This is a genomic window from Streptomyces sp. NPDC040410, assembly GCF_055595715.1.
Genome location: NZ_JBVIVK010000006.1, coordinates 278,199 through 295,832, shown reverse-complemented (window position 1 = coordinate 295,832; position 17,634 = coordinate 278,199). Strand labels below are relative to the sequence as shown.

Here is a 17,634-nt window from a genome sequence, read left to right as displayed (position 1 = left end):
CGGTGACACCGACACCGCATGCTCCGTCGGCTCAGTCACTGTGGCGCGACTGGCTGGTTGGTGAGCAGGGACTGGTATGCGGCGAGAACGATGTTGAGTGTTCGCAGCCCGCTGGGCCCGTCGGGGTGGGCGCGCTGCCCGGTGCGTGCGGCGGTGAGGAATGCCTCGAGCATGGCGGCGTCGAGGTCGGTGGTGCCGGGCTCCCAACGTGTCTGCGCCTCGTCTGTTCTGTAGCCGCGCAGGAGGGGTGGGAAGGCGTCGAAGTCGGCTGTTCCCTGCCGGCCGATGCAGGTCAGAGTGAGTCCGCCCCAGGTGGGGTGGGTGGGGGGATGGCTCCAGCTGCAGTCGATGGTGGTGACCAGGCCGTTGGCGTAGGTGAGAGTGATCAGCCCGGCCGTCTCCACTTCCGCTGGTTCGGCTCCGGACGCGAGGATCCGGTTGGCCTGGGCGTATACCTGCGTGGGTTGTTCGCCGTCGAGGAGTACGTCCATGAGGTCGGCGATGTGGACGGTGTGGTCCATGACGGCGCCACCCCCGGAGAGTGCGGGGTCGGCGAACCAGGGCTGTCTGAGGGCGGGGTTGGACGAGTTGTTGACACCGTGCACGCTGATCAGTTCGCCGATGGAACCGCTTGACACCGCGTGGCGCAGTGCGGTGAAGGCGGGGTGGAAGCGGACCGGGTAGGCGGTCATGAGGCTCACGCCGGCGGACTCACAGGCGTCGATCATGGCTTGGGCGTCCGCCGCCGTGGTGGCCAGGGGTTTTTCGCACAGGATGTGGGCGCCCGCTGCCGCGGCCTGCTCGACCAGCTGTCGGTGTCTGCTGTTCTCGCTGGTGACGATCACTGCCTGTGGGGCGTGGGACAGTGCTTCGTCGTAGCTGTCGGCGTAGGGCACGCCGAGGGCGTGGGCCAGGTTCTTGCCGCGTGAGGGATCGTCCGGAGCGCCGTCGGGGTCCGTGGTGATCAGTTCGACGTCGGATCGGTCGCGCAGCAGTTGCAGGTAGGTGGTGGCGTGGACGTGCGCGAAGGAGAGGATGGCGATCTTCATCGGGTGGGTTCCTCTGTGAGCGGGGCCGCGGGCACCGGCAGGTCGACGGCTCGCCCCGTGGCGGCGGACTTGCGCGCGGCGGCTGCCAGGCGTACGGCGGCTACTGCGTCGTCGGCGCTGACCCGGGGGGCCGGCCCGCCGGTGCAGGCGGTGGCGAAGTCCCTGATCTGGGCGAGGAACGGATCTTCTCCCCAGTCGCCGGTGGGCACGCCGTCGGTCTCGCCCGGGGCGCTGGAGGTGATGCGGAGGGCCGGGTGGGCGAGGGAGTCGTGGGTGAGCGTGCCGTTGGAGCCGGCGATGTGGAAGGTGTAGCGGAACTGGGTTGCGGGGGGTCCCCAGAGCCCCTGGACTTGGGTGATGACGCCGGAAGCGTGAGTGAGGGTGGCGCAGCCGGCTGCCACGGGTGCCTCGTCTGCGAGGGTTGTGTGGTGGGCGCGCTGGGTGGCGTGGATCCGTACGACGTCGCCGAAGAGCCAGCGGGCGATGTCCATGTCGTGCAGCATCTGGTCGGTGAGGATGCCGCCGGACAGGGCGGGGTCGGCGAACCACGGACTCCAGGTCGGGTACCGGCCGGCGCGGGTGAAACGGGCCACGGCGATGCGGCCGAGGTGGCCCTCGCGGATGGTGTGGCGGGCGCGTGCGTAGGCCGGAAAGTACCGCACGACGTGGGCGGGGAAGAGATGCCGGCCGGCCTGCTCGGCCGCGTCGGCCATGACGCGAGCGTCGTCGGTGGTCAGTGCCAGCGGCTTTTCGCACACCACGTGGGCGCCGGCGCGGAGGGCTTCCAGTGCGAGCTCTCGGTGCGTGGGGGTGGGAGTGCAGATGTCGGCGACGGTGGCGCCGTCGAGTGCCTGCCCGAGGGAGGTGGTCGCGATGGCTCCGAAGTCCTCGGCCAGGCGCGGCGCCTGGCCGTCCGTGGAGTAGATCCGTACCCGTGCGCCCAGGGCGGTCCAGGCGGGCAGGTGGGTGCGGGCGATGAAGCCCGCTCCGATCAGTGCGACGTCGAGTGTGGTCATGGACGCGTGCTTTCTTGGTCGTTGCGGGGCGGTGCGAGTCGCTCGCGTGGCGCGGGAGTGGCCTGGCACACGGCTTCGTAGGCGAGGCCCGGCGCCGTCCAGCGGGCGCCGGCCCGGATGAGGTGCGCCGCGGTCGTGGTGGTCGTCACGCCGACGATGTCGCGGATGCCTGCTGCGGTCAGTGCGCGGATCCCCGAGGGTGAGTCTTCGAAGGCCACACACCGACGGGGAGCGACGCCGAGCGCTCGGCATGCGGCGAGGTAGCCCTCCGGTGACGGCTTTCCGTGCGTGACCTGTTCGGATGTCACGACGACGTCGATGAGGGAGCGCACCTTGAGTGCGCCCTCGAGGATGCGCTCGGCCCACACCGCTCCCGCGCTGGTCACGACCGCGATGGGCACGCCTTGGGTGTGAAGGCGGCGGATGAGGTCGGCTGCGCCGGGAACGACGGGGATGGTGTGGGCCTGGTCGAGGATGAAGCGGGTCATGGCGGCAACGGCGCTGTCGACACCGGTGTCCGCCCAGGGCCCGGGCACGTCCGCAAGGACATCTGCCGGGCGCCGGCCCATGTAGTGCTGCTCGTATTCACTGTCGGAGACAGACAGGCCCCAGGCGTCAAAGAGGGCATGCCAGCTTCTGCGGTGGACGTCCTCGCTGAGCACCAGGGTGCCGTCCATGTCCAACAGGACCGCCTCGGCCAGGCCCAGGGGCAGGGCGCCGCCGCCGGTCATGAGGCGGCCCAGCAGAACAGCAGCGCCCCGGCGGTGATGTCGCCGGTGACGGAAGGCGGCTGCACGGATCCGGGGGCCGAGTCCAGGACGACGACGGGACATGCGGCGGACAGCTCACGGGCTCGGACCGCGTCCGCGTCGAAGGTGATCACTTTCTGGCCGACCTTGATGTTCTCCCCCTCGGTGACATGGGCGGCGAAGCCGCTGCCGCCCAGCCGCACGGTGTCGATCCCGAGGTGCACCAGGACGCCGGTGCCGTCAGCGGTCTTGATGACGAAGGCGTGGGGGTGCAGTTTGACGACCGTTCCGCTGACGGGTGCCACGGCATCCACCGGGCCGGCCCCTGCGTCCGGGTCGATGGCCACTCCGGATCCCACCAGTTGGCCGGCGAACACAGGGTCGGGCACCTTGCCCAGGGCCATGAGCCTGCCGGGGAGGGGGGCGTAGACGGCGAGGCTCACAGCAACTCCTTGATGTCGTCGGCGAGCGTCTCCGCCTCCGCGCCGACGACCACCTGCACCACCGTCGCGGAGACAAGCACGCCGTGCGCACCGGCCTGCTTGAGAGCCTGGACATCCACGGCTGCCGGGTCTCGTACCTCGGTACGCAGCCTGGTGATGCAGGCCTCCAGCTCGGCGATGTTCTCTGCTCCGCCCAGCCCGTCGACGATGCGCTGCGCCTTTGTTGACATCAGTTGCTCCTTGGGACCGCACTGCCGGGGCCGCCGATGGCGCACCCCACAGGCAGTGGTCATGACCAGTAATGACCAGACCGTAGCGCGCCGGGATGGGCGACGCAAGAAGCATCTGACGCGTCCATGACAATGCGTTGGCCGTAGTCACAAGCGGCGCAGCCCGCGGCTCGGCAGCCGCAGAACCCGCCCCCCTCCACAACACTCGACGCCGACACACCGCCTCGCGGGCCGGCCCCTGATCAGCCGACTGTCACCAAAGTCATGAGCGAGCACACCTAGGACCCGTCCGGCCGACCACGGCGGAGACGCGGGGTGTGGCACGCACATCTGCCGCGTTGTCGTCGGTTGCCGACGCTCCGCGTCGACGCCCTCCTCCGCCTCGCAGCCGCACGCACCACACCCCGCTCACCGGAACCGACAGGGCGCCGCCGCCTTCCTCCGCCGTGAGATCGCCCGGACAGGTCCTAGTCGGCGAGCGTCATGTGGACCTTGTACCGATCGGCACGGAACCAGGTGTAGGCGTGCTCGATCGGCTGCTTGCCGCTGTAGGCGATGCGGTCGAAGGTCATCACCGGCGCACCCTTGACAACTCCCAGCACTGCGGCGATCTCCGAGGACGCCGCTCCGGCACCGACCGTCTGCTCGGCCCGGTTGACGGGGTGGCCGTAGCGCGTGGCCAGGGTTTCGTAGATGGAAACGGTGAAGTCGACCTCGTCGAGGTCCGCAAGCAGCTCGGCGTCGTACCAGGCGTCGTCGACGGCGATCGGGGTTCCGTCAGCGAGCCTGAGGCGACGCACATGCCAGGTCTGCCGTCCGTCCGGCAGTTGGAGCGCCGCAGCGGTGGCGGCAGAGGGCGTGTCGCGCCCGACGGACAGCACCACGGTGCCCGGCTCCAGGCCGAGACGGCGCATGTCCTCATGGAAGGAGGCCAGACGCAGCTCGGAGCGGTGGGCCCGCTCGGCCACGAAGGTGCCGCGGCCGTGCACCCTGACGGCGAGCCCCTCGGCGACGAGCTGCCCCAGCGCTTCCCGGACGGTCACGCGGCTCACGCCGTGGTCGATGCACAGCTGGCGCTCGCTGGGCAGCGCATCGCCCGGGGCGAGCTGGTTGGTGCACATGTCAACCAGGATGGCGCGCAGCTGGGCGTGCTTGGGCAGCACGCCTTTGGCGTCGATCTGCTGCTGTCGTGCCATGGGGTTCCCCTTGACTGAGTGCGCCGGAGCGCCGCTGCACTGGTCATGACCAGTATGCACCCCCGGGGCGGCTCGCCGCTAAGCGGCAAGCCAGTGCACGGCATGACGCCGTCGCGCGACCACGGCATTGACACCTCTTGAGCCGCGGGGTAATTCTGGCAGGGCACTGGTCATAACCAGACAGGACCTGTACGGTCCACTTTCATTCCGGCGTCGCTCACTGCCGGACCCGGCCCCGCCGTCTGCCGCGGCCGTCTCCTCCAGCACGCACACCCATCGAGGTCGTCATGAGTGCAAGCACATCCGCCCCCGCCACCTCCTCCCGTCGCTCCGGACTGGGAAGCCTGCAGAAACTCGGCCGCAGCCTGATGCTGCCGATCGCGACACTGCCTGCCGCCGGGCTTCTGCTGCGGCTGGGGCAGGACGACGTGCTGGGCCGCTTCGCCGGCCTGAAGGATGCAGCGTCGGTGATCTCCTCCGCCGGAGGCGCGCTCTTCACCCACCTGCCGCTGATCTTCGCGGTCGGTATCGCCATCGGCTTCGCGAAGAAGGCCGACGGCTCGACCGCCCTGGCCGCGGTCGTGGGCTACCTCGTTCTGGACGGCGTCTTCGCCGCCATGTCCCCCATCGTCCTGCACAGCGAGAAGGACCCGTCGGGCGCGCAGGCGACCATCAACTTCGGGGTGCTGGGAGGCATCGTCATCGGCCTGCTGTCCGCCGTGCTGTGGCAGCGCTTCTACCGCACCACGCTCCCGCCCTACCTCGGATTCTTCAGCGGCAGAAGGCTCGTGCCCATCATCATGTCCGTCACGGCCCTCGTCGTCGGTGTCCTGATGAGCCTGCTCTACCCGCTGTTCAACAACGGACTGACCGCCGTCGGCGAAGCCGTCGATCAGAACAGCGTCATCGGCGGCGGCATCTACGGCATGGCCAACAAGCTGCTGATCCCCCTGGGCCTGCACCACATCCTCAACTCCGTCGTGTGGTTCATCCTCGGCGACTACAACAACGTCCACGGCGACCTCAACCGCTTCTTCGCCGGCGATCCCGACGCCGGAATCTTCATGACCGGCTTCTTCCCGATCATGATGTTCGCCCTGCCCGCCGCCGCCCTGGCCATCTGGCGCGAAGCACGGCCCGAGCAGCGCAAGGCAGTCGGCGGCATCATGTTCTCCGCCGCCCTGACCAGCCTGCTCACCGGCATCACGGAGCCGATCGAGTTCTCCTTCCTCTTCGTCGCCTGGCCGCTGTACCTCGTCCACGCATTCCTGACCGGCACCTCTCTCGCCCTGGTCAACGCCCTGGGCATCCACGACGGCTTCACCTTCTCCGCCGGCCTCATCGACTACGTCCTCAACTGGGGCAAGGCCACGCATCCCCTGATGCTCCTGCCCATCGGCCTGGCCTACGCCGCCCTCTACTACGTGCTGTTCCGCTTCGTCATCCGCCGCTGGAACCTGCGCACCCCCGGCCGCGAGGACGACGCCACCGAGCAGCACCAGACCGAGCCCGCCTCCTCCTGAGGCCACTCCCGCCCTCCGAAAGGATCCGCCCATGGCGCAGCGCGTCGTAGTCATCGGCTCCCGCAGCGGCCTTCATGCCCGGCCCGCCGCCACCTTCGTCCAGGCCGCCGGCCAGGCACCCGTCCCCGTGACCATCGCCGTCGGCGACAAGGAACCGGTCGCCGCCAACAGCCTGCTGGGCGTGATGACGCTCGGCGCCCGGTACGGCGACCGGGTCACGCTCACGGCAGACGGCGACCAAGCCGAGGCCGCTCTGGACGAACTGGCACAGCTGCTGACCCGGGAGCTCGACACGTGACGGTGACAACGGGCCCCACTCCTGTCCTCGTGCGTCGCGCACTACGCGACGGCGTCCGCACGCTCGGCCTGGCCGCCGGCTCCTCCCCTCTGGCGGCGGGATCCGGTCCGCAGGCCCGCGTGCAGGCCGTCCCGCACGGCCTCTTGGACCGAGGTCGACGTCGCCTCGTCCGCTGACTCACCGACATGACACGGACCGCGGCAGTCGTACCGGCGACTGCCGCGGCCGTCCGCAGAGAAGGAAACGACCCCGTGTGGTTCCGCCAGGGAAGCCGAAGACCACCACGCCGCCTCGTGCCCGAGCTGGACGACAGCGAACTGAGTCGAGCCGTGTCCCATCTGGAAGCCCAGATCGCCGCCCAGGGCGACAACCTCGCGGAAGCCAACGACCGCGGCGCCCTCACCTACCCCATCGAACAGGCGCTGCGTGAGCCGGGCAGTGACTGGGACCGGCGCATGCACCGCCTGCTGGTCCTCAGCTCGCTCCCGCAAGCCCCCATCCTGGCCCGCCTCTGGCGTGCCCGGCGCCCGGACTGCCCCGACGCCCTGCTCTTCCAGGCCAATGCCTGGCTCGCGCAGTGCTCCGGTGACGGTGCGGCGCATGATCTCGGCCCGGTCCTCGCCTTGGGACGGCAAGCGGCCGAGCTCCTTCCGGCCGACCCGGCGCCCTGGGTGGCCATGCTCACCTGCTACCGGTTGACCCGGGCCGGTGGCGCCCATGTGCGATGGGCATGGGAGGCGGTCAAGGCGAGGGACCCGTGGAACCGCGAAGCCCATATGCAAGTGCTGCACTATCTGTCCCCGCGTGAATGCGGCTCTCATGCGGGGATGCTGCAATTCGCGGACGCGGTCCGAGCTCAGGCGCCAGCGCGTTCGCCGGTTGCCGCACTGTCACTCACCACCAGCCTCGCCCAATACCTCGTCCTGCAGGAAGCCGGAGGCATCACAGGACTGACCGCACACCGGCACTGGGATCAACCCCACCAGCGCGCTCTGGTCGACGAGGCCCTTGCCGCCTGGCCGCAACCGGGTCACCTCGCGCACGCGGAGGCGCTCGCCGACCTCAATCTCCTCGCCTACGTGCTGGCCAAAGCCACTCGCCTGCGCGAGGCACTGCCGGTGTTCCAGGCGATCGGCCCCGTGGTCACCTCTTGGCCCTGGCACGAAGACGGTGAGCCCCTGGAAGTCTTCCGCGACTGGTCCCACCGAGCCCGGCGAGCCGCACAGCGGCGTTGACGGCGCTTCGCTGTCCGTTCCACGGCATGAGCCGACTTCGGCACTCCTTTCCCGTTGACAGGCGACGCCAACTTACCCAAACTGGTCATATCTGGTTATTACCAGTTGTCGATCAAAAGCCGAGGCCCGTCATGCCACTTCAAGCGCCCCCTCAGCGAGGACCATCGACGGCACCCACCGGGGCCTCGGCGGTGTCCGACGGCTTGAACCGCGGCGAATCACGCAGTCCCGGCCGCACGCCCGGCGTGGCCGCGGCCTGCCTGGCCATCGCGCTGGACAGCGCCGACACAGCAGTGGTGCCGCGCCTACGTCGCCGCGTGCAGGCTTTCCTGACAGAACAGCGCACGCCTGAGAGTTCCATGGAAACCGCCCTGCTCGTCGCCTCGGAACTCATCACCAACGCACTGCTCCACGCACTGCCGCCGGCCACCCTGCACATCCACTGCAACGAACCGATCGGCCTGCGCGTAGAGGTCACCGACGGCGGGCCCAGGCAAGCTCCCCCGACGCCGGCACCGGAAGACGAACACGGTCGCGGCCTGAACATCGTCGCGGCCGTGTCCACGCGGCAGGGCACATACACCCATGCACAAGGCGCCACACACTGGGCAGAGGTTGCCGCTTGAAGGCTCTCTGTGGCGATGACCCCGGCCCGCCGTTCGAACGGCCTGGGCCGACGCGGTTCAGCTCCGCACCGGGGTGAGCACCACGAAGTCCGCGTTCGAGGGGTCGAGGCAGACGGCCAGCCGGCCGACACCCTCCGCGTCCACCGGACCCATCTGCACACTGCCGCCGTTCTCGGTGACCCTGGCGACCGCGGCGTCGCAGTCGGCGACGGCGAAGACGGGGTGCCAGTACGGCCGCCCGTTCGCCAGGGCGAGGTCCTCCTTGGAGACCTCCATGAGGCCGCCGTGCATGCGCTCCTCGGGAAGCCCGCCGGGCGTGATGAGGGTGTACGTGCCCCCGCCGCCCGGCAGTTCCATGGCGCTGAACTGCCAGCCGAGGACGCTGCCGTAGAACTCCTTCGCGGCCGCACCGTCGCTCGTGTACAGCTCCACCCAGGACAGCGAGCCCGACTCGTCCACAAGCTCGGCACCCTTGTTCTCCCCCGGCTGCCAGACGGCGAACTGTCCCCCCAGCGGGTCGCTGTACTGCGCCATCCGGCCCCAGTTGTCGAGGTCCATCGGCGCCACCCGAACCGTGCCGCCCGCGCTCTCCACGGCCTGGGTCGTGGCGTCCGCGTCGGTGACACTGAAGTAGATCATCCAGGCCGAGCGCGCGCCCTCCTCGGTGAGTCTGCCGAGCCCGGCGACGATCTTGCCGTCCTTCCGGAACATCCCGCCTTCCATGTCCTCCCCCTCCCCCATGGACTCGTAGTCCCAGCCGAGCACCGCGCCGTAGAAGGCCGCGGCGGCCCGGACGTCAGGGGCACCGAGGTCGAGCCAACAGGGGGAGCCGGGCGCGAAGTCAGTGGTGATCATGGCGATTCCCTTTCGCAGATCCTTTGTGACCTCAGCGTGACACCCGGCACCGACAAGCGCCCGCCGACCACGCTGCGTTGATATGAGCGTCCCGCCAGGACGACGACCACTCCTTCGGGCGCCGCCCGCTGGGTGGGGTGAGGCATGCAGGACACTGGTCACATGGAAACGTACGACGCTGCCGTTTCCTCCTTGCGGAAACGGCTCGGCGGGGCACTCTTCAGCCGTGTCGCGGGCCCCGAAGGGCCCCAGAACCGCGCACGGATCCACGAAAGGGCGGGACCGCGCTGGTTCGGCCCCGACCGGCCCATCCGAGTGGTGCACAGTGACGCGTCGATGTTCATCGGAGGACTGCGCGCTCTGCTGCTGCAGTCCCTGCATCCCCTTGCCATGGCCGCCGTGGCCGCGCATTCCGGCTATCGCGGAGATCCATGGGGGAGACTCCAGCGCACCAGCACGTTTCTCGCCGTGACCACCTTCGGCACGGCCGACGACGCCCAGCATGCCGTCGACCGTGTGCGTGCCATCCACGAGAGGGTGCGGGGCGTGACCGACAGGGGCGAGCCCTTCCACGCGGCGGACCCACATCTGCTCGGCTGGGTGCACGCCGCCGAGACGGACAGCTTCCTGCGTGCTCACCAGCGATACGGCGCCCATCCGCTGGACGCGGCCGGGTATGACGCGTACGTCGCGGACACGGCCCGTGTGGCAACGGCCCTGGGAGTGATCCATCCTCCGCGCAACCGGGCGGAACTGGCCGCACGGCTGGCCTCCTACCGGCCGGAGTTGCGGGTCACGCCGGAGGCTCGCTCCGCCGCGCGCTTCATCCTCGTCCGGCCGCCGTTGCCGCTCGCGGCGCGGCCGGCCTACGGCGTGCTCGCGGCCAACGCGGTGGCCGGTCTTCCGCCGTGGGCGCGGGGTCCGCTGAGGCTCTGGCGTGTACCGGTGATCGAGGACACCGCCGTACCGCTGGCCGGTCACGCCCTGACCGGCGCCATCCGATGGGCCATGACCTCTCCGCCCCCGAGCCCGGGACCGGCCGTCGGCACTGCATGAGGTGGCCGAGGCCGGCTGACGCCAGAGTTCAGGCGTCCGCAACCGTCGCGGTGACGTGCGTGCCGATCTCGACGGTGCGGCTGACCGTGCAGAGCCGGTCGTGGGAGACCCTGACCGCCCTGGGAGCGATGACGCGGGCGCGATCGCCGTTGTCGCCGTCCGGGAAGGCGACGGCGAAGGTGACCACGAGGTCGGTCATCCGGTTGCCGAGCTCGTCGCTGATCTTGTTGCCGGTCACGGTGACGGCAAACCTGGTCGGCTCTGCGTGGCGGCTGGTCGCACCGTCGACGTCCGCCGCGGTGCAGCCCCCGATCGCGGCGAGCAAGAGCTCGACAGGGGTGAAGCCGGTGCCGTCCTGGGGGTCGGATCCGGTGACGAAGTCGATCGTGCCACCGCGAGCGTTCGACGCGGTGAAGTGGCCGGTGCCGGTCCGCTCGATGGTGACACACCGCAGGGTGTTCTCGGTCATGCCGACGACAGTAGTGTCGCGCTGCGCAGACCACCCGGGAATCGGGCCGTGAAGCGGTAGGTCATGGCGGATCCAGGTCCCCCAGGCCAAGCCGGGATGCGCCCGTCAGTGCGCTCCGGCCGCCGATCTCCTGCGGAGGACCATGACAGCGGTGTCGTCACTGCGCGCCCCGGCGGTGTGCCGGTGAAGCTCCCGGTAGAGGGTCGGCGCCACTTCGCCGGCCGGGACACTCCCCCAGGCCGCGGCACGCTCCTCCAGCGGATAGAACCTGCCCGAGGGGTCGCGGGCCTCGGTGACGCCGTCCGTGCACAACAGGAGAGCGGCGTCCAGAGGGAAGGCGAACCATTCGACGGTGCGCGGCGCCGGAGCCAGGGAGTCGAGGCCCAACGGGACACTCGGCTCGTCCTGGAGCGGCGGCCCGGCGTGTTCGCCTTGCAGAAGCAGAGGCGGGATGTGACCGCAGTTGACCGCCTGGACTTCCAGCTCGGAGCCGATGCCGAGAACCAAACCGGTGACGAAGCGCTCACGCTCACCCACGTGCTCGGCAAAGGAGTTGTGCCGCAGAACCGCCTCCTCGAGAAGGTCCACCACGCCGGTGAGCGTCGGCTCCGCCATGGCGGCCTCGCGGAAAGCACTCAGCGCGGCGTAGGCGGCGCCGATGGCGGGCAGGCCCTTGCCCTGCACGTCACCGATGAAGACGCGGCTGCCGTACGGCGAGGCCACCACCTCGTAGATGTCGCCCCCGACCCGGCTGTCCTCCTCCACGGGCTCGTAAAGCCCATGGACGAGCAGCTCATCGGTCACGAGGGGAAACGGCCGCAGAATCTGGCGCTGCAGAGCGGCCGCCGCGGACCTCAGCCGGGCTATCTCTCCTTCGCGGCGGATCCGCTGCGCCGCACGGGCCACGCTCAGGCCGTTGAACACCAGCGCGAACACGACCACCACCAGATTGGCCCCGGCCGTCTCCAGTGGGCTGTCGATCAGAGAGCCGATGATGACCAGCGTCACCCAGACCGAGGCTACGGCGGTCTGCCGAACGGTGCCCCGCCCGGCGATCAGCGCGGGAAGGACGACGAGAAAGGGCGCCAGTCGCGTCTCCCGGCCGAAGCCGACGCCGCTCACCACAAGGGCCGCGGTGAACCCCGCGAGCCAGAACACCATGGCCCGCCAGGAGAGGGACCTGACTCCTCCACTCCGGCTGCTCACCGTGTCCGGGGCATGTGGACCTGTCGTGCTCACCTTTTCTCCGCTCTCGCGGCCGCCCGCGCGCGGGCGTCGGCCACCGGGCGACCGGGGCAGACGGCAGGTCGGCGAACGAGTGCCTCCTCAACCACCATCCGACTCTTCCGGACGGGGTGGCAACGCGAGACGGGGTGCCAACGCGAGACATCACGGCGGGCGCCCTGCGGTGCCATAGTCCTGATGGACGCCTCCCTGCCCATGATCTATCACCTCAGGAGCCACTTCCTCGTCAGCTCCAGCACCTCCGCGCGGCTGCGTGCGCCGTGGTCGGCGGCGATGAAGTGGTTGCCGATCCGCAGCGAGAAGGTGATCATGCAGCGGACCTCGACATCGTCCTCGTCGGAACAGATGGAGGCGAACAGGGAGCGCAGGTATTCCATGCGCCGGTTGTCGACGCGGCGGAGTCGCTGAGCGACGGCCTCGTCGCGCCGGGCCCAGTCGCGGATCGCGAGTTCGGCGGTGGTGCCCGTCAGCGGACTGTCGCCGGACCCGGCGATCGTGAAGAGGCGCCCCAGCTTGGCCCTGGCGTCTCCGCCGCCGCTCTCGACCCGCTCGATCACCGCCTCGGTGACCTCGCGCTCCCACGTGTCGAGTATCTCGGTCAGCAGTGCGCCCCGGTTGCGGAAGTACCCGTAGAAGCCGCCCTTGCTGACGCCGAGTGCCTGCGCCAGCGATTCGATCCGGACAGCCCCCGGACCGCCGGCGGAGAGCGCCCGCAGTCCCTCCTCGACCCACTTGCGGCGAGGCGTGCGGGCAAGGGCCATGATGTGTCTCCCCTCACGGGCCCCTGTCTATACGAAGGCGTATAGACAGGGCTAGCCTTCATCTATACGGCATCGTATAGATAGGGGCCGGCTCATGAGACTCCCTTCGACCGCACACACGTCCCGTCCCTGGCGGATCCACGAGATTGCCCGCGACTTCCACGTCGAGGACGTGTGGGCGCTGCCGACACCAGGCGGCCCCGACGATCTCCCGTACCTGGTGCATCAGATCGCGAACGGCACGGACGACATCTCCTCCCCGGCGTACCGCATGCTCTTCGCGCTCCGCTGGAGGCTCGGACGGCTGCTCGGCTGGGACAAGCCCAGCGCCGGAGTCGGCGCCCGGGTGCGGACGCTGCGTGACCGGTTGCCGGCGGACCTCCGCGAGGCCCCGCGGGGGCCCGACCCCCGTTCGGTTCCGTTCACCTCCGTCTACCAACTGCACGACGAGTGGGCGGCCGAGACAGCCAACCGGACCGTGCATGCAGTGATGCACATCAGCTGGGTGCCGGACGGGGCCGGTGGCTACCGCGGCCAGATGGCCGTCCTGGTGAAGCCGAACGGACTTCTCGGCGCGGTGTACATGGCAGGTATCAAGCCCTTCCGGTACGTGGGCGTGTATCCGGCGCTGATTCGAGCGATGGGACGCACGTGGCAGGCGAAAACCGCCGAAAGAAAAGGGGGCTGACGACGCCCAGCGGAGGGTCGCGCATCGCCCGGGCGAGCGCGAGCGGCCGCCGTTCAGCCCGGCGGGCCGGTGCTCCGGATCCAGGACGTCGGGACCGATGCGGTGATTCGGTCGAGCCGGCGGGCTATGCCGGTCAGCCAGGCATCGAGATCCACGAGCACGGGCTGCACCACTGCCTGTTCCGTCACCGTGCGCGTCGGCCGTCCACCGTCGGGTACCGGCTCCGGCCGGTTCGGCTCGGCGCCGCCTGCCCGGCGCACCGGGTCGGGCGGAGGGCCGGACGAGGTGAGGTCGAAGCGCAGCAGGCGATGGGTGCCCTGCAGTGTCTGCTGGGCGACGATGAGGACCGCGTGCCAGTCGGCGGGCGCATGCTCCTGGGCCCTGCTGGGTTCGTTGCGGTACTGCGCGTACGCCGCCTCGGCCAGCCGCAGACGGTGCAGCAGCGGCAGGGTCGGCAGCGTTGTGCGTGATGCCGAGGGGTTCGTCAGCAGATCGGCGGTGGGCGGGATGAGGGCTCCGCACGCCCGGAGGAGATCGGCCATCGTGCGGCGGACCTCCCGCTGCCCACCGGCCGGCCAGGCCAGCAGTCCGCACAGCAGACCGATGACGCTGCCGGTGACGACATCAATCAGACGTACTTCGGCCAACTGCCAGTTCACCGGTGTGACTTGGGCGAACACGAGGGCCACCAGAAAGGTGAACAGGCCCTGTGCGCAGACGATGCCCAGGAGCGGCCCGAGGATGAACGCCATGAGCATGACCGGTACGAGCAGGGCCGCATAGACGTCCGAATGCTGTCCCACAGTCAGCAGCAGGACGCCGGCAGCCGCAGCCCCCACCAGATTGCCGACGATCGCCTGCCGAACCGCGCCCCACGTCGCCCCCACGGTGGTGCGTCCCAACGTCAGCACCGCCAGCAGGACCCAGAACCCATGGGCGAGGTCGAGCGTGCCTGCCACGAGCCGGGCCGCTGCCAGTCCGAGTGCCACCCGTAGCGCGTTTTGGAACCACACCGAACGCCGCGTGAGATTGGCGCCGATTCGCCGGGCCCACAGCTTGTGCGGGGCCAGGTCGGCGTACCAGAACACATCCCCCGCGGCCGGCGGTGGCGTCCGCCCGCGTTCCGCGATGCCCAGTGCGGTGACCGCGACCCATGCGGCCGCTGCGACTTCGAGCACAGCGGACTGTTTCCGCAGTACGCCGATGTCCGACCGCTGAGGCGGCACGCTCCGCCGGGTACGTTCCGCCTGAAGATGTTCCATCGACGCTTCCAGGGGCACGACCGACGGAATCCCGGCGCCGGCCCGTAGTGCCGCGCCGGCCGACGCGCACACGTCCGCGACACGGGACAGCAGGTCGTCGCACGAAGGGTCGGTGACCGGCGCGGCACCGTGCCGCGCCGACAGTTCGGCGAGCCCCTCCAGGAGACGGCGGGACTCCGCGCCGGCCTGGGTCAGCGCCCGGTCCTTGCGCCCCGGACCCGTAGGGCGCTTGCCTGGTGGCACGTTCGACAACCTCAGCTGCTCCCCCCGGTCACGAAGGTGTCCGACAGGAACGCGGCCGACCGCGGCGGCAGCGGCTGTTTCGAGGGCGTCGGCCAGCCGTACGCGATAGCTTGGCGCAGGCCTGCCGGGCCAGAGAAGTGAACTGCAGGCGGCGAGCGCCAGAACGCCCACGCCCGCCCCTGCGAGCCGGGACAGCAGTGTCTGCGGGGCGTAGGGCGGGAAGCACGCCAGGATGTAGAACAGCTGGAGGCCCGGTGCCGCCCCCGCGCTGCGAGGGCCGCCGACCGGGGCGAAACCCAGCACGAACCCGACGGTCGCCATCCCGGCCACAGCCGCCCAGGTGCTTGCCGCGAGTGCCGTGCCCAGGGCGACGAGCATCAGGCCGAACGGCAGCGCGCGCAGCATCACCTCCGCCCGCTGCCGGCCGGCTCCGGCGATAGAGGACAGCGGCCCCAACGCGATCGGGGCAAACAGCGCGTAGAGCGCCGCCACGGGCTGCTCGAATCCGTACAGACAAATGTAGAACCCGGCACTGGCAGCGACCGTGGTCTGCGCCGCCCGACGCAGCACCGTCATCCGAGCCACTTCGCGGACCATCCCCGCCTCCGGCTGCTTCACTGCTGTCGCGGTGGCGGCAGGCGCAGTGATCCCGGCGTCGTCGCGTCATGCCTGCCTTGGACCATTGTCGGACCGCTGCAGGTGAAGTGCATGCCAGAGCGACGAACGCGGCGTTCGGCACCCAGGAGCATCCCGGAGCCCTCTCATCCGGACCCCCACGCCGCGGCCGCACGGCACAACGGCGTGCAAGGGCTTGCCGCGCGCCGTGGCGTGGCGCCGCGTGCGCGGCAGCGTCCGCGGCCCGGTCCCGGGCCTGAGATCGGCATGTCGCGGTCGCGCTCGCCTGCACAACGCCAGGGGGTGGGCCCGCCATCAGTCACGGAGTGCCGACGGGCAGGCTGAGGGGCGCGCCTTCAAGTGCCGACTCCCTTACCGCCGCGGCAAGCGGGACCGCGAAGACCCACAGAGTGCGTGGCCTGTTTCCCGCCCCCCTTGCTCATCGCCCCCGATGCGGCGCCCACGCAGTCCGCGCGGGAGACGCCTGACCGGTGCGTCCGCCGTCGTCCCACTCCGGCTCGCCCGCCGGCTGATCCGAACGGCCAACGCCCATGACTTCCAAGGGACTTCTTGCCCGCGCGGCGGCGGCGCCGCCATTCGGCCATTCTCCTGCCCGGTCCGTGGACAGAGACCGCTCTGAATGGAACGCTCGCTACAGAGACCCGGGTTACCGGGGGCTTGTTCCCGCCGACCGCCCGCCCCGGCCGCGTTCCCCGCCCCCCGCACCAGCCCGAGGTCCTCGCAAAGCCGAGTCCTCGCAAGCCCCCACCTTCCTCGCCGAGGGGAGCTCACCGCATGAGGGTCCGTGCCACCCCGGCGGCACTCGCCGCCATCGTCGTCCTCGCCACCGCCGCCAACCTCGCAGCCGCCGCCCCATCCGCCGCCGCGCCCGCGGCCACCGAGCCTGCGGAGTTCTCCGTGGACACCACGTCCGACGCGGTGGACGCCGACCCGACGGACGGCCGGTGCCTCACCGCGTCCGGCGCGTGCAGCCTGCGCGCCGCGGTGATGGCCGCCAACGCCCGGCCGGGCAGCACCATCACGCTGCCTCCCGGCCACTACCGGCTGACGATCCCGCCCGACCCCCGGCTGATCACCGGCGACCATCCCGATCCCACCACGGGCGACCTGAACGTCGACGCACCCACCACGATCAGAGGCGCCGGTGCGCGGAGCACCGTCATCGACGCCGACCACCTGGACCGGGTCTTCCGCCTGCGGGCGGACACACACATGTCCGATGTGACCATCACCGGCGGAAGGGCCAGACAGCGCGAACTGCCCTTCACCGACACCGGTGGCGGCGGCATCGCCAACGGACGGCATCTGACGCTGCGTCGGGTCGCCGTGACCGGGAATTCCGCCGGCTACGGCGGCGGCATCTTCAATGTCCCGGACTCCCGTCTGGATCTCGTCGACAGCACGGTCAGCGCCAACGCCGCCGGAGAGGCCGGGGGCATCCGATTCGACGACAGCGGCACCGTGACGAACTCGACGATCGCCGACAACCGGGTGACGAACCCCGGCGACCGCCCCGGCAGCCTCGGCGGCTACGGCGGAGGCATCGACATCCGCGGCCTGGGGCCGGTGGAGATCCTCAACTCGACGATCACGGGGAACCGTTCCAGCGACGCCGGGGGCGGCATCAACATCGCGCCCGCCTACCTCGACAGCCTGCCGGCGCCCCTCCCCGACGTCATCGATCTGCCGCTGGGGCGCCTGGCACTGCGCAACTCCGTCGTGGCGGGCAACACCGTCGACGGCGCGCCCGCCGACTGCGCGAAGGCCTTCGCCACCATCGCGTCGCTGGGCCACAACATCGACGGCGACGGCAGCTGCCGGCTCACCGCCGGGGGCGATCTGCCCAGCCGTGAGCCGCTGATCGGACCGCTCGCGGACAACGGCGGCCCCACGAACACCGCGGCACTGCTGCCGGGCAGCCCCGCCCTGGACGCGGCCGACGGCTGCCCGGCCACGGATCAGCGCGGCGTCACCCGTCCCCAGGGCGCCGCCTGCGACATCGGCGCCTACGAGCACACGCCTTGATCCCCGACCCAGCACCGGCACCTGGAGCG

At 70.4% G+C, this 17,634-nt stretch carries 18 protein-coding genes; 7 read left to right on the top strand and 11 right to left on the bottom strand.

All coding sequences use genetic code 11. The features are described from left to right. Positions 1-35 precede the first annotated feature (35 nt). The 6 genes from ACZ562_RS15725 to ACZ562_RS15700 form a co-directional block, all read right to left on the bottom strand. A complete protein-coding gene (locus ACZ562_RS15725) occupies positions 36-1,049 on the bottom strand; it encodes a Gfo/Idh/MocA family protein (protein ID WP_471178530.1) in 1,014 nt (337 codons plus the stop codon). Beyond that, positions 1,046-2,065 (bottom strand): Gfo/Idh/MocA family protein, encoded by a 1,020-nt coding sequence (locus ACZ562_RS15720; protein WP_471178527.1) that lies wholly within the window; start codon positions 2,063-2,065, stop codon positions 1,046-1,048. Before ACZ562_RS15720 ends, ACZ562_RS15725 begins: the two co-directional genes overlap by 4 nt. Then, positions 2,062-2,796, bottom strand: a complete 735-nt coding sequence (locus tag ACZ562_RS15715; protein WP_471178525.1) for an HAD family hydrolase — start codon at positions 2,794-2,796, stop codon at positions 2,062-2,064. Before ACZ562_RS15715 ends, ACZ562_RS15720 begins: the two co-directional genes overlap by 4 nt. After that, complete coding sequence (locus ACZ562_RS15710) at positions 2,793-3,257, bottom strand: PTS sugar transporter subunit IIA (RefSeq protein WP_471178522.1); 465 nt, start codon at positions 3,255-3,257, stop codon at positions 2,793-2,795. The genes ACZ562_RS15715 and ACZ562_RS15710 overlap by 4 nt, the downstream gene beginning before the upstream one ends. Then, complete coding sequence (locus ACZ562_RS15705; protein WP_471178520.1) at positions 3,254-3,487, bottom strand: PTS sugar transporter subunit IIB; 234 nt, start codon at positions 3,485-3,487, stop codon at positions 3,254-3,256. Before ACZ562_RS15705 ends, ACZ562_RS15710 begins: the two co-directional genes overlap by 4 nt. 467 nt (positions 3,488-3,954) lie before the next feature. After that, positions 3,955-4,683, bottom strand: a complete 729-nt coding sequence (locus ACZ562_RS15700) for a GntR family transcriptional regulator (RefSeq protein WP_471178518.1) — start codon at positions 4,681-4,683, stop codon at positions 3,955-3,957. A gap of 287 nt (positions 4,684-4,970) precedes the next feature. Here ACZ562_RS15700 and ACZ562_RS15695 point away from each other — a divergent pair, with 287 nt between their 5' ends. The 4 genes from ACZ562_RS15695 (at position 4,971) to ACZ562_RS15680 (ending at position 8,365) form a co-directional block, all read left to right on the top strand. Beyond that, positions 4,971-6,206: a PTS transporter subunit EIIC gene (locus ACZ562_RS15695; protein ID WP_471178516.1), complete on the top strand. Its 1,236-nt coding sequence runs from the start codon at positions 4,971-4,973 to the stop codon at positions 6,204-6,206. A gap of 31 nt (positions 6,207-6,237) precedes the next feature. Then, on the top strand, positions 6,238-6,504 hold the full coding sequence (locus ACZ562_RS15690) for an HPr family phosphocarrier protein (protein WP_471178513.1): 267 nt from the start codon (positions 6,238-6,240) through the stop codon (positions 6,502-6,504). A gap of 185 nt (positions 6,505-6,689) precedes the next feature. Next, entirely contained in the window at positions 6,690-7,739 is a 1,050-nt protein-coding gene (locus tag ACZ562_RS15685) for a hypothetical protein (RefSeq protein WP_471178510.1), read from the top strand. 191 nt (positions 7,740-7,930) lie between these two features. Next, positions 7,931-8,365, top strand: coding sequence for an ATP-binding protein (locus ACZ562_RS15680; RefSeq protein WP_471178507.1), 435 nt, complete (start codon positions 7,931-7,933; stop codon positions 8,363-8,365). Between the two features lie 57 nt (positions 8,366-8,422). On the opposite strand, the gene ACZ562_RS15675 is transcribed toward ACZ562_RS15680, so the two are convergent. Beyond that, positions 8,423-9,220: a VOC family protein gene (locus tag ACZ562_RS15675; protein ID WP_471178505.1), complete on the bottom strand. Its 798-nt coding sequence runs from the start codon at positions 9,218-9,220 to the stop codon at positions 8,423-8,425. Positions 9,221-9,382: 162 nt separating this feature from the next. On the opposite strand from ACZ562_RS15675, the gene ACZ562_RS15670 reads away from it, so the two are divergent. Then, a complete protein-coding gene (locus ACZ562_RS15670) occupies positions 9,383-10,276 on the top strand; it encodes an oxygenase MpaB family protein (RefSeq protein WP_471178502.1) in 894 nt (297 codons plus the stop codon). A gap of 28 nt (positions 10,277-10,304) precedes the next feature. Here the strand turns inward: ACZ562_RS15670 and ACZ562_RS15665 are convergent, their stop codons facing one another. The 3 genes from ACZ562_RS15665 to ACZ562_RS15655 all read right to left on the bottom strand — a co-directional run bounded on the left by ACZ562_RS15665 (position 10,305) and on the right by ACZ562_RS15655 (position 12,751). Next, the gene (locus ACZ562_RS15665; protein ID WP_471178500.1) at positions 10,305-10,745 is read right to left on the bottom strand and encodes an OsmC family protein; all 441 of its coding nucleotides are present in this window, start codon (positions 10,743-10,745) and stop codon (positions 10,305-10,307) included. A gap of 105 nt (positions 10,746-10,850) precedes the next feature. After that, entirely contained in the window at positions 10,851-11,906 is a 1,056-nt protein-coding gene (locus ACZ562_RS15660; RefSeq protein WP_471178497.1) for a PP2C family protein-serine/threonine phosphatase, read from the bottom strand. A 287-nt stretch (positions 11,907-12,193) separates the two neighbouring features. Beyond that, the gene (locus ACZ562_RS15655; RefSeq protein WP_471178494.1) at positions 12,194-12,751 is read right to left on the bottom strand and encodes a TetR/AcrR family transcriptional regulator; all 558 of its coding nucleotides are present in this window, start codon (positions 12,749-12,751) and stop codon (positions 12,194-12,196) included. 94 nt (positions 12,752-12,845) lie between these two features. Between ACZ562_RS15655 and ACZ562_RS15650 the strand changes: the two genes are divergently transcribed. Continuing rightward, positions 12,846-13,439 (top strand): DUF2867 domain-containing protein, encoded by a 594-nt coding sequence (locus tag ACZ562_RS15650; protein ID WP_471178492.1) that lies wholly within the window; start codon positions 12,846-12,848, stop codon positions 13,437-13,439. A 53-nt stretch (positions 13,440-13,492) separates the two neighbouring features. Here ACZ562_RS15650 and ACZ562_RS15645 read toward each other — a convergent pair whose 3' ends face one another. Beyond that, positions 13,493-15,520 carry an FUSC family protein gene (locus ACZ562_RS15645; RefSeq protein ID WP_471178489.1) on the bottom strand — a complete coding sequence of 676 codons (2,028 nt, stop codon included), beginning with the start codon at positions 15,518-15,520 and terminating at the stop codon, positions 13,493-13,495. Positions 15,521-16,354: 834 nt separating this feature from the next. On the opposite strand from ACZ562_RS15645, the gene ACZ562_RS15640 reads away from it, so the two are divergent. Further along, positions 16,355-17,605, top strand: coding sequence for a choice-of-anchor Q domain-containing protein (locus ACZ562_RS15640; RefSeq protein ID WP_471178487.1), 1,251 nt, complete (start codon positions 16,355-16,357; stop codon positions 17,603-17,605). Positions 17,606-17,634 lie beyond the last annotated feature (29 nt).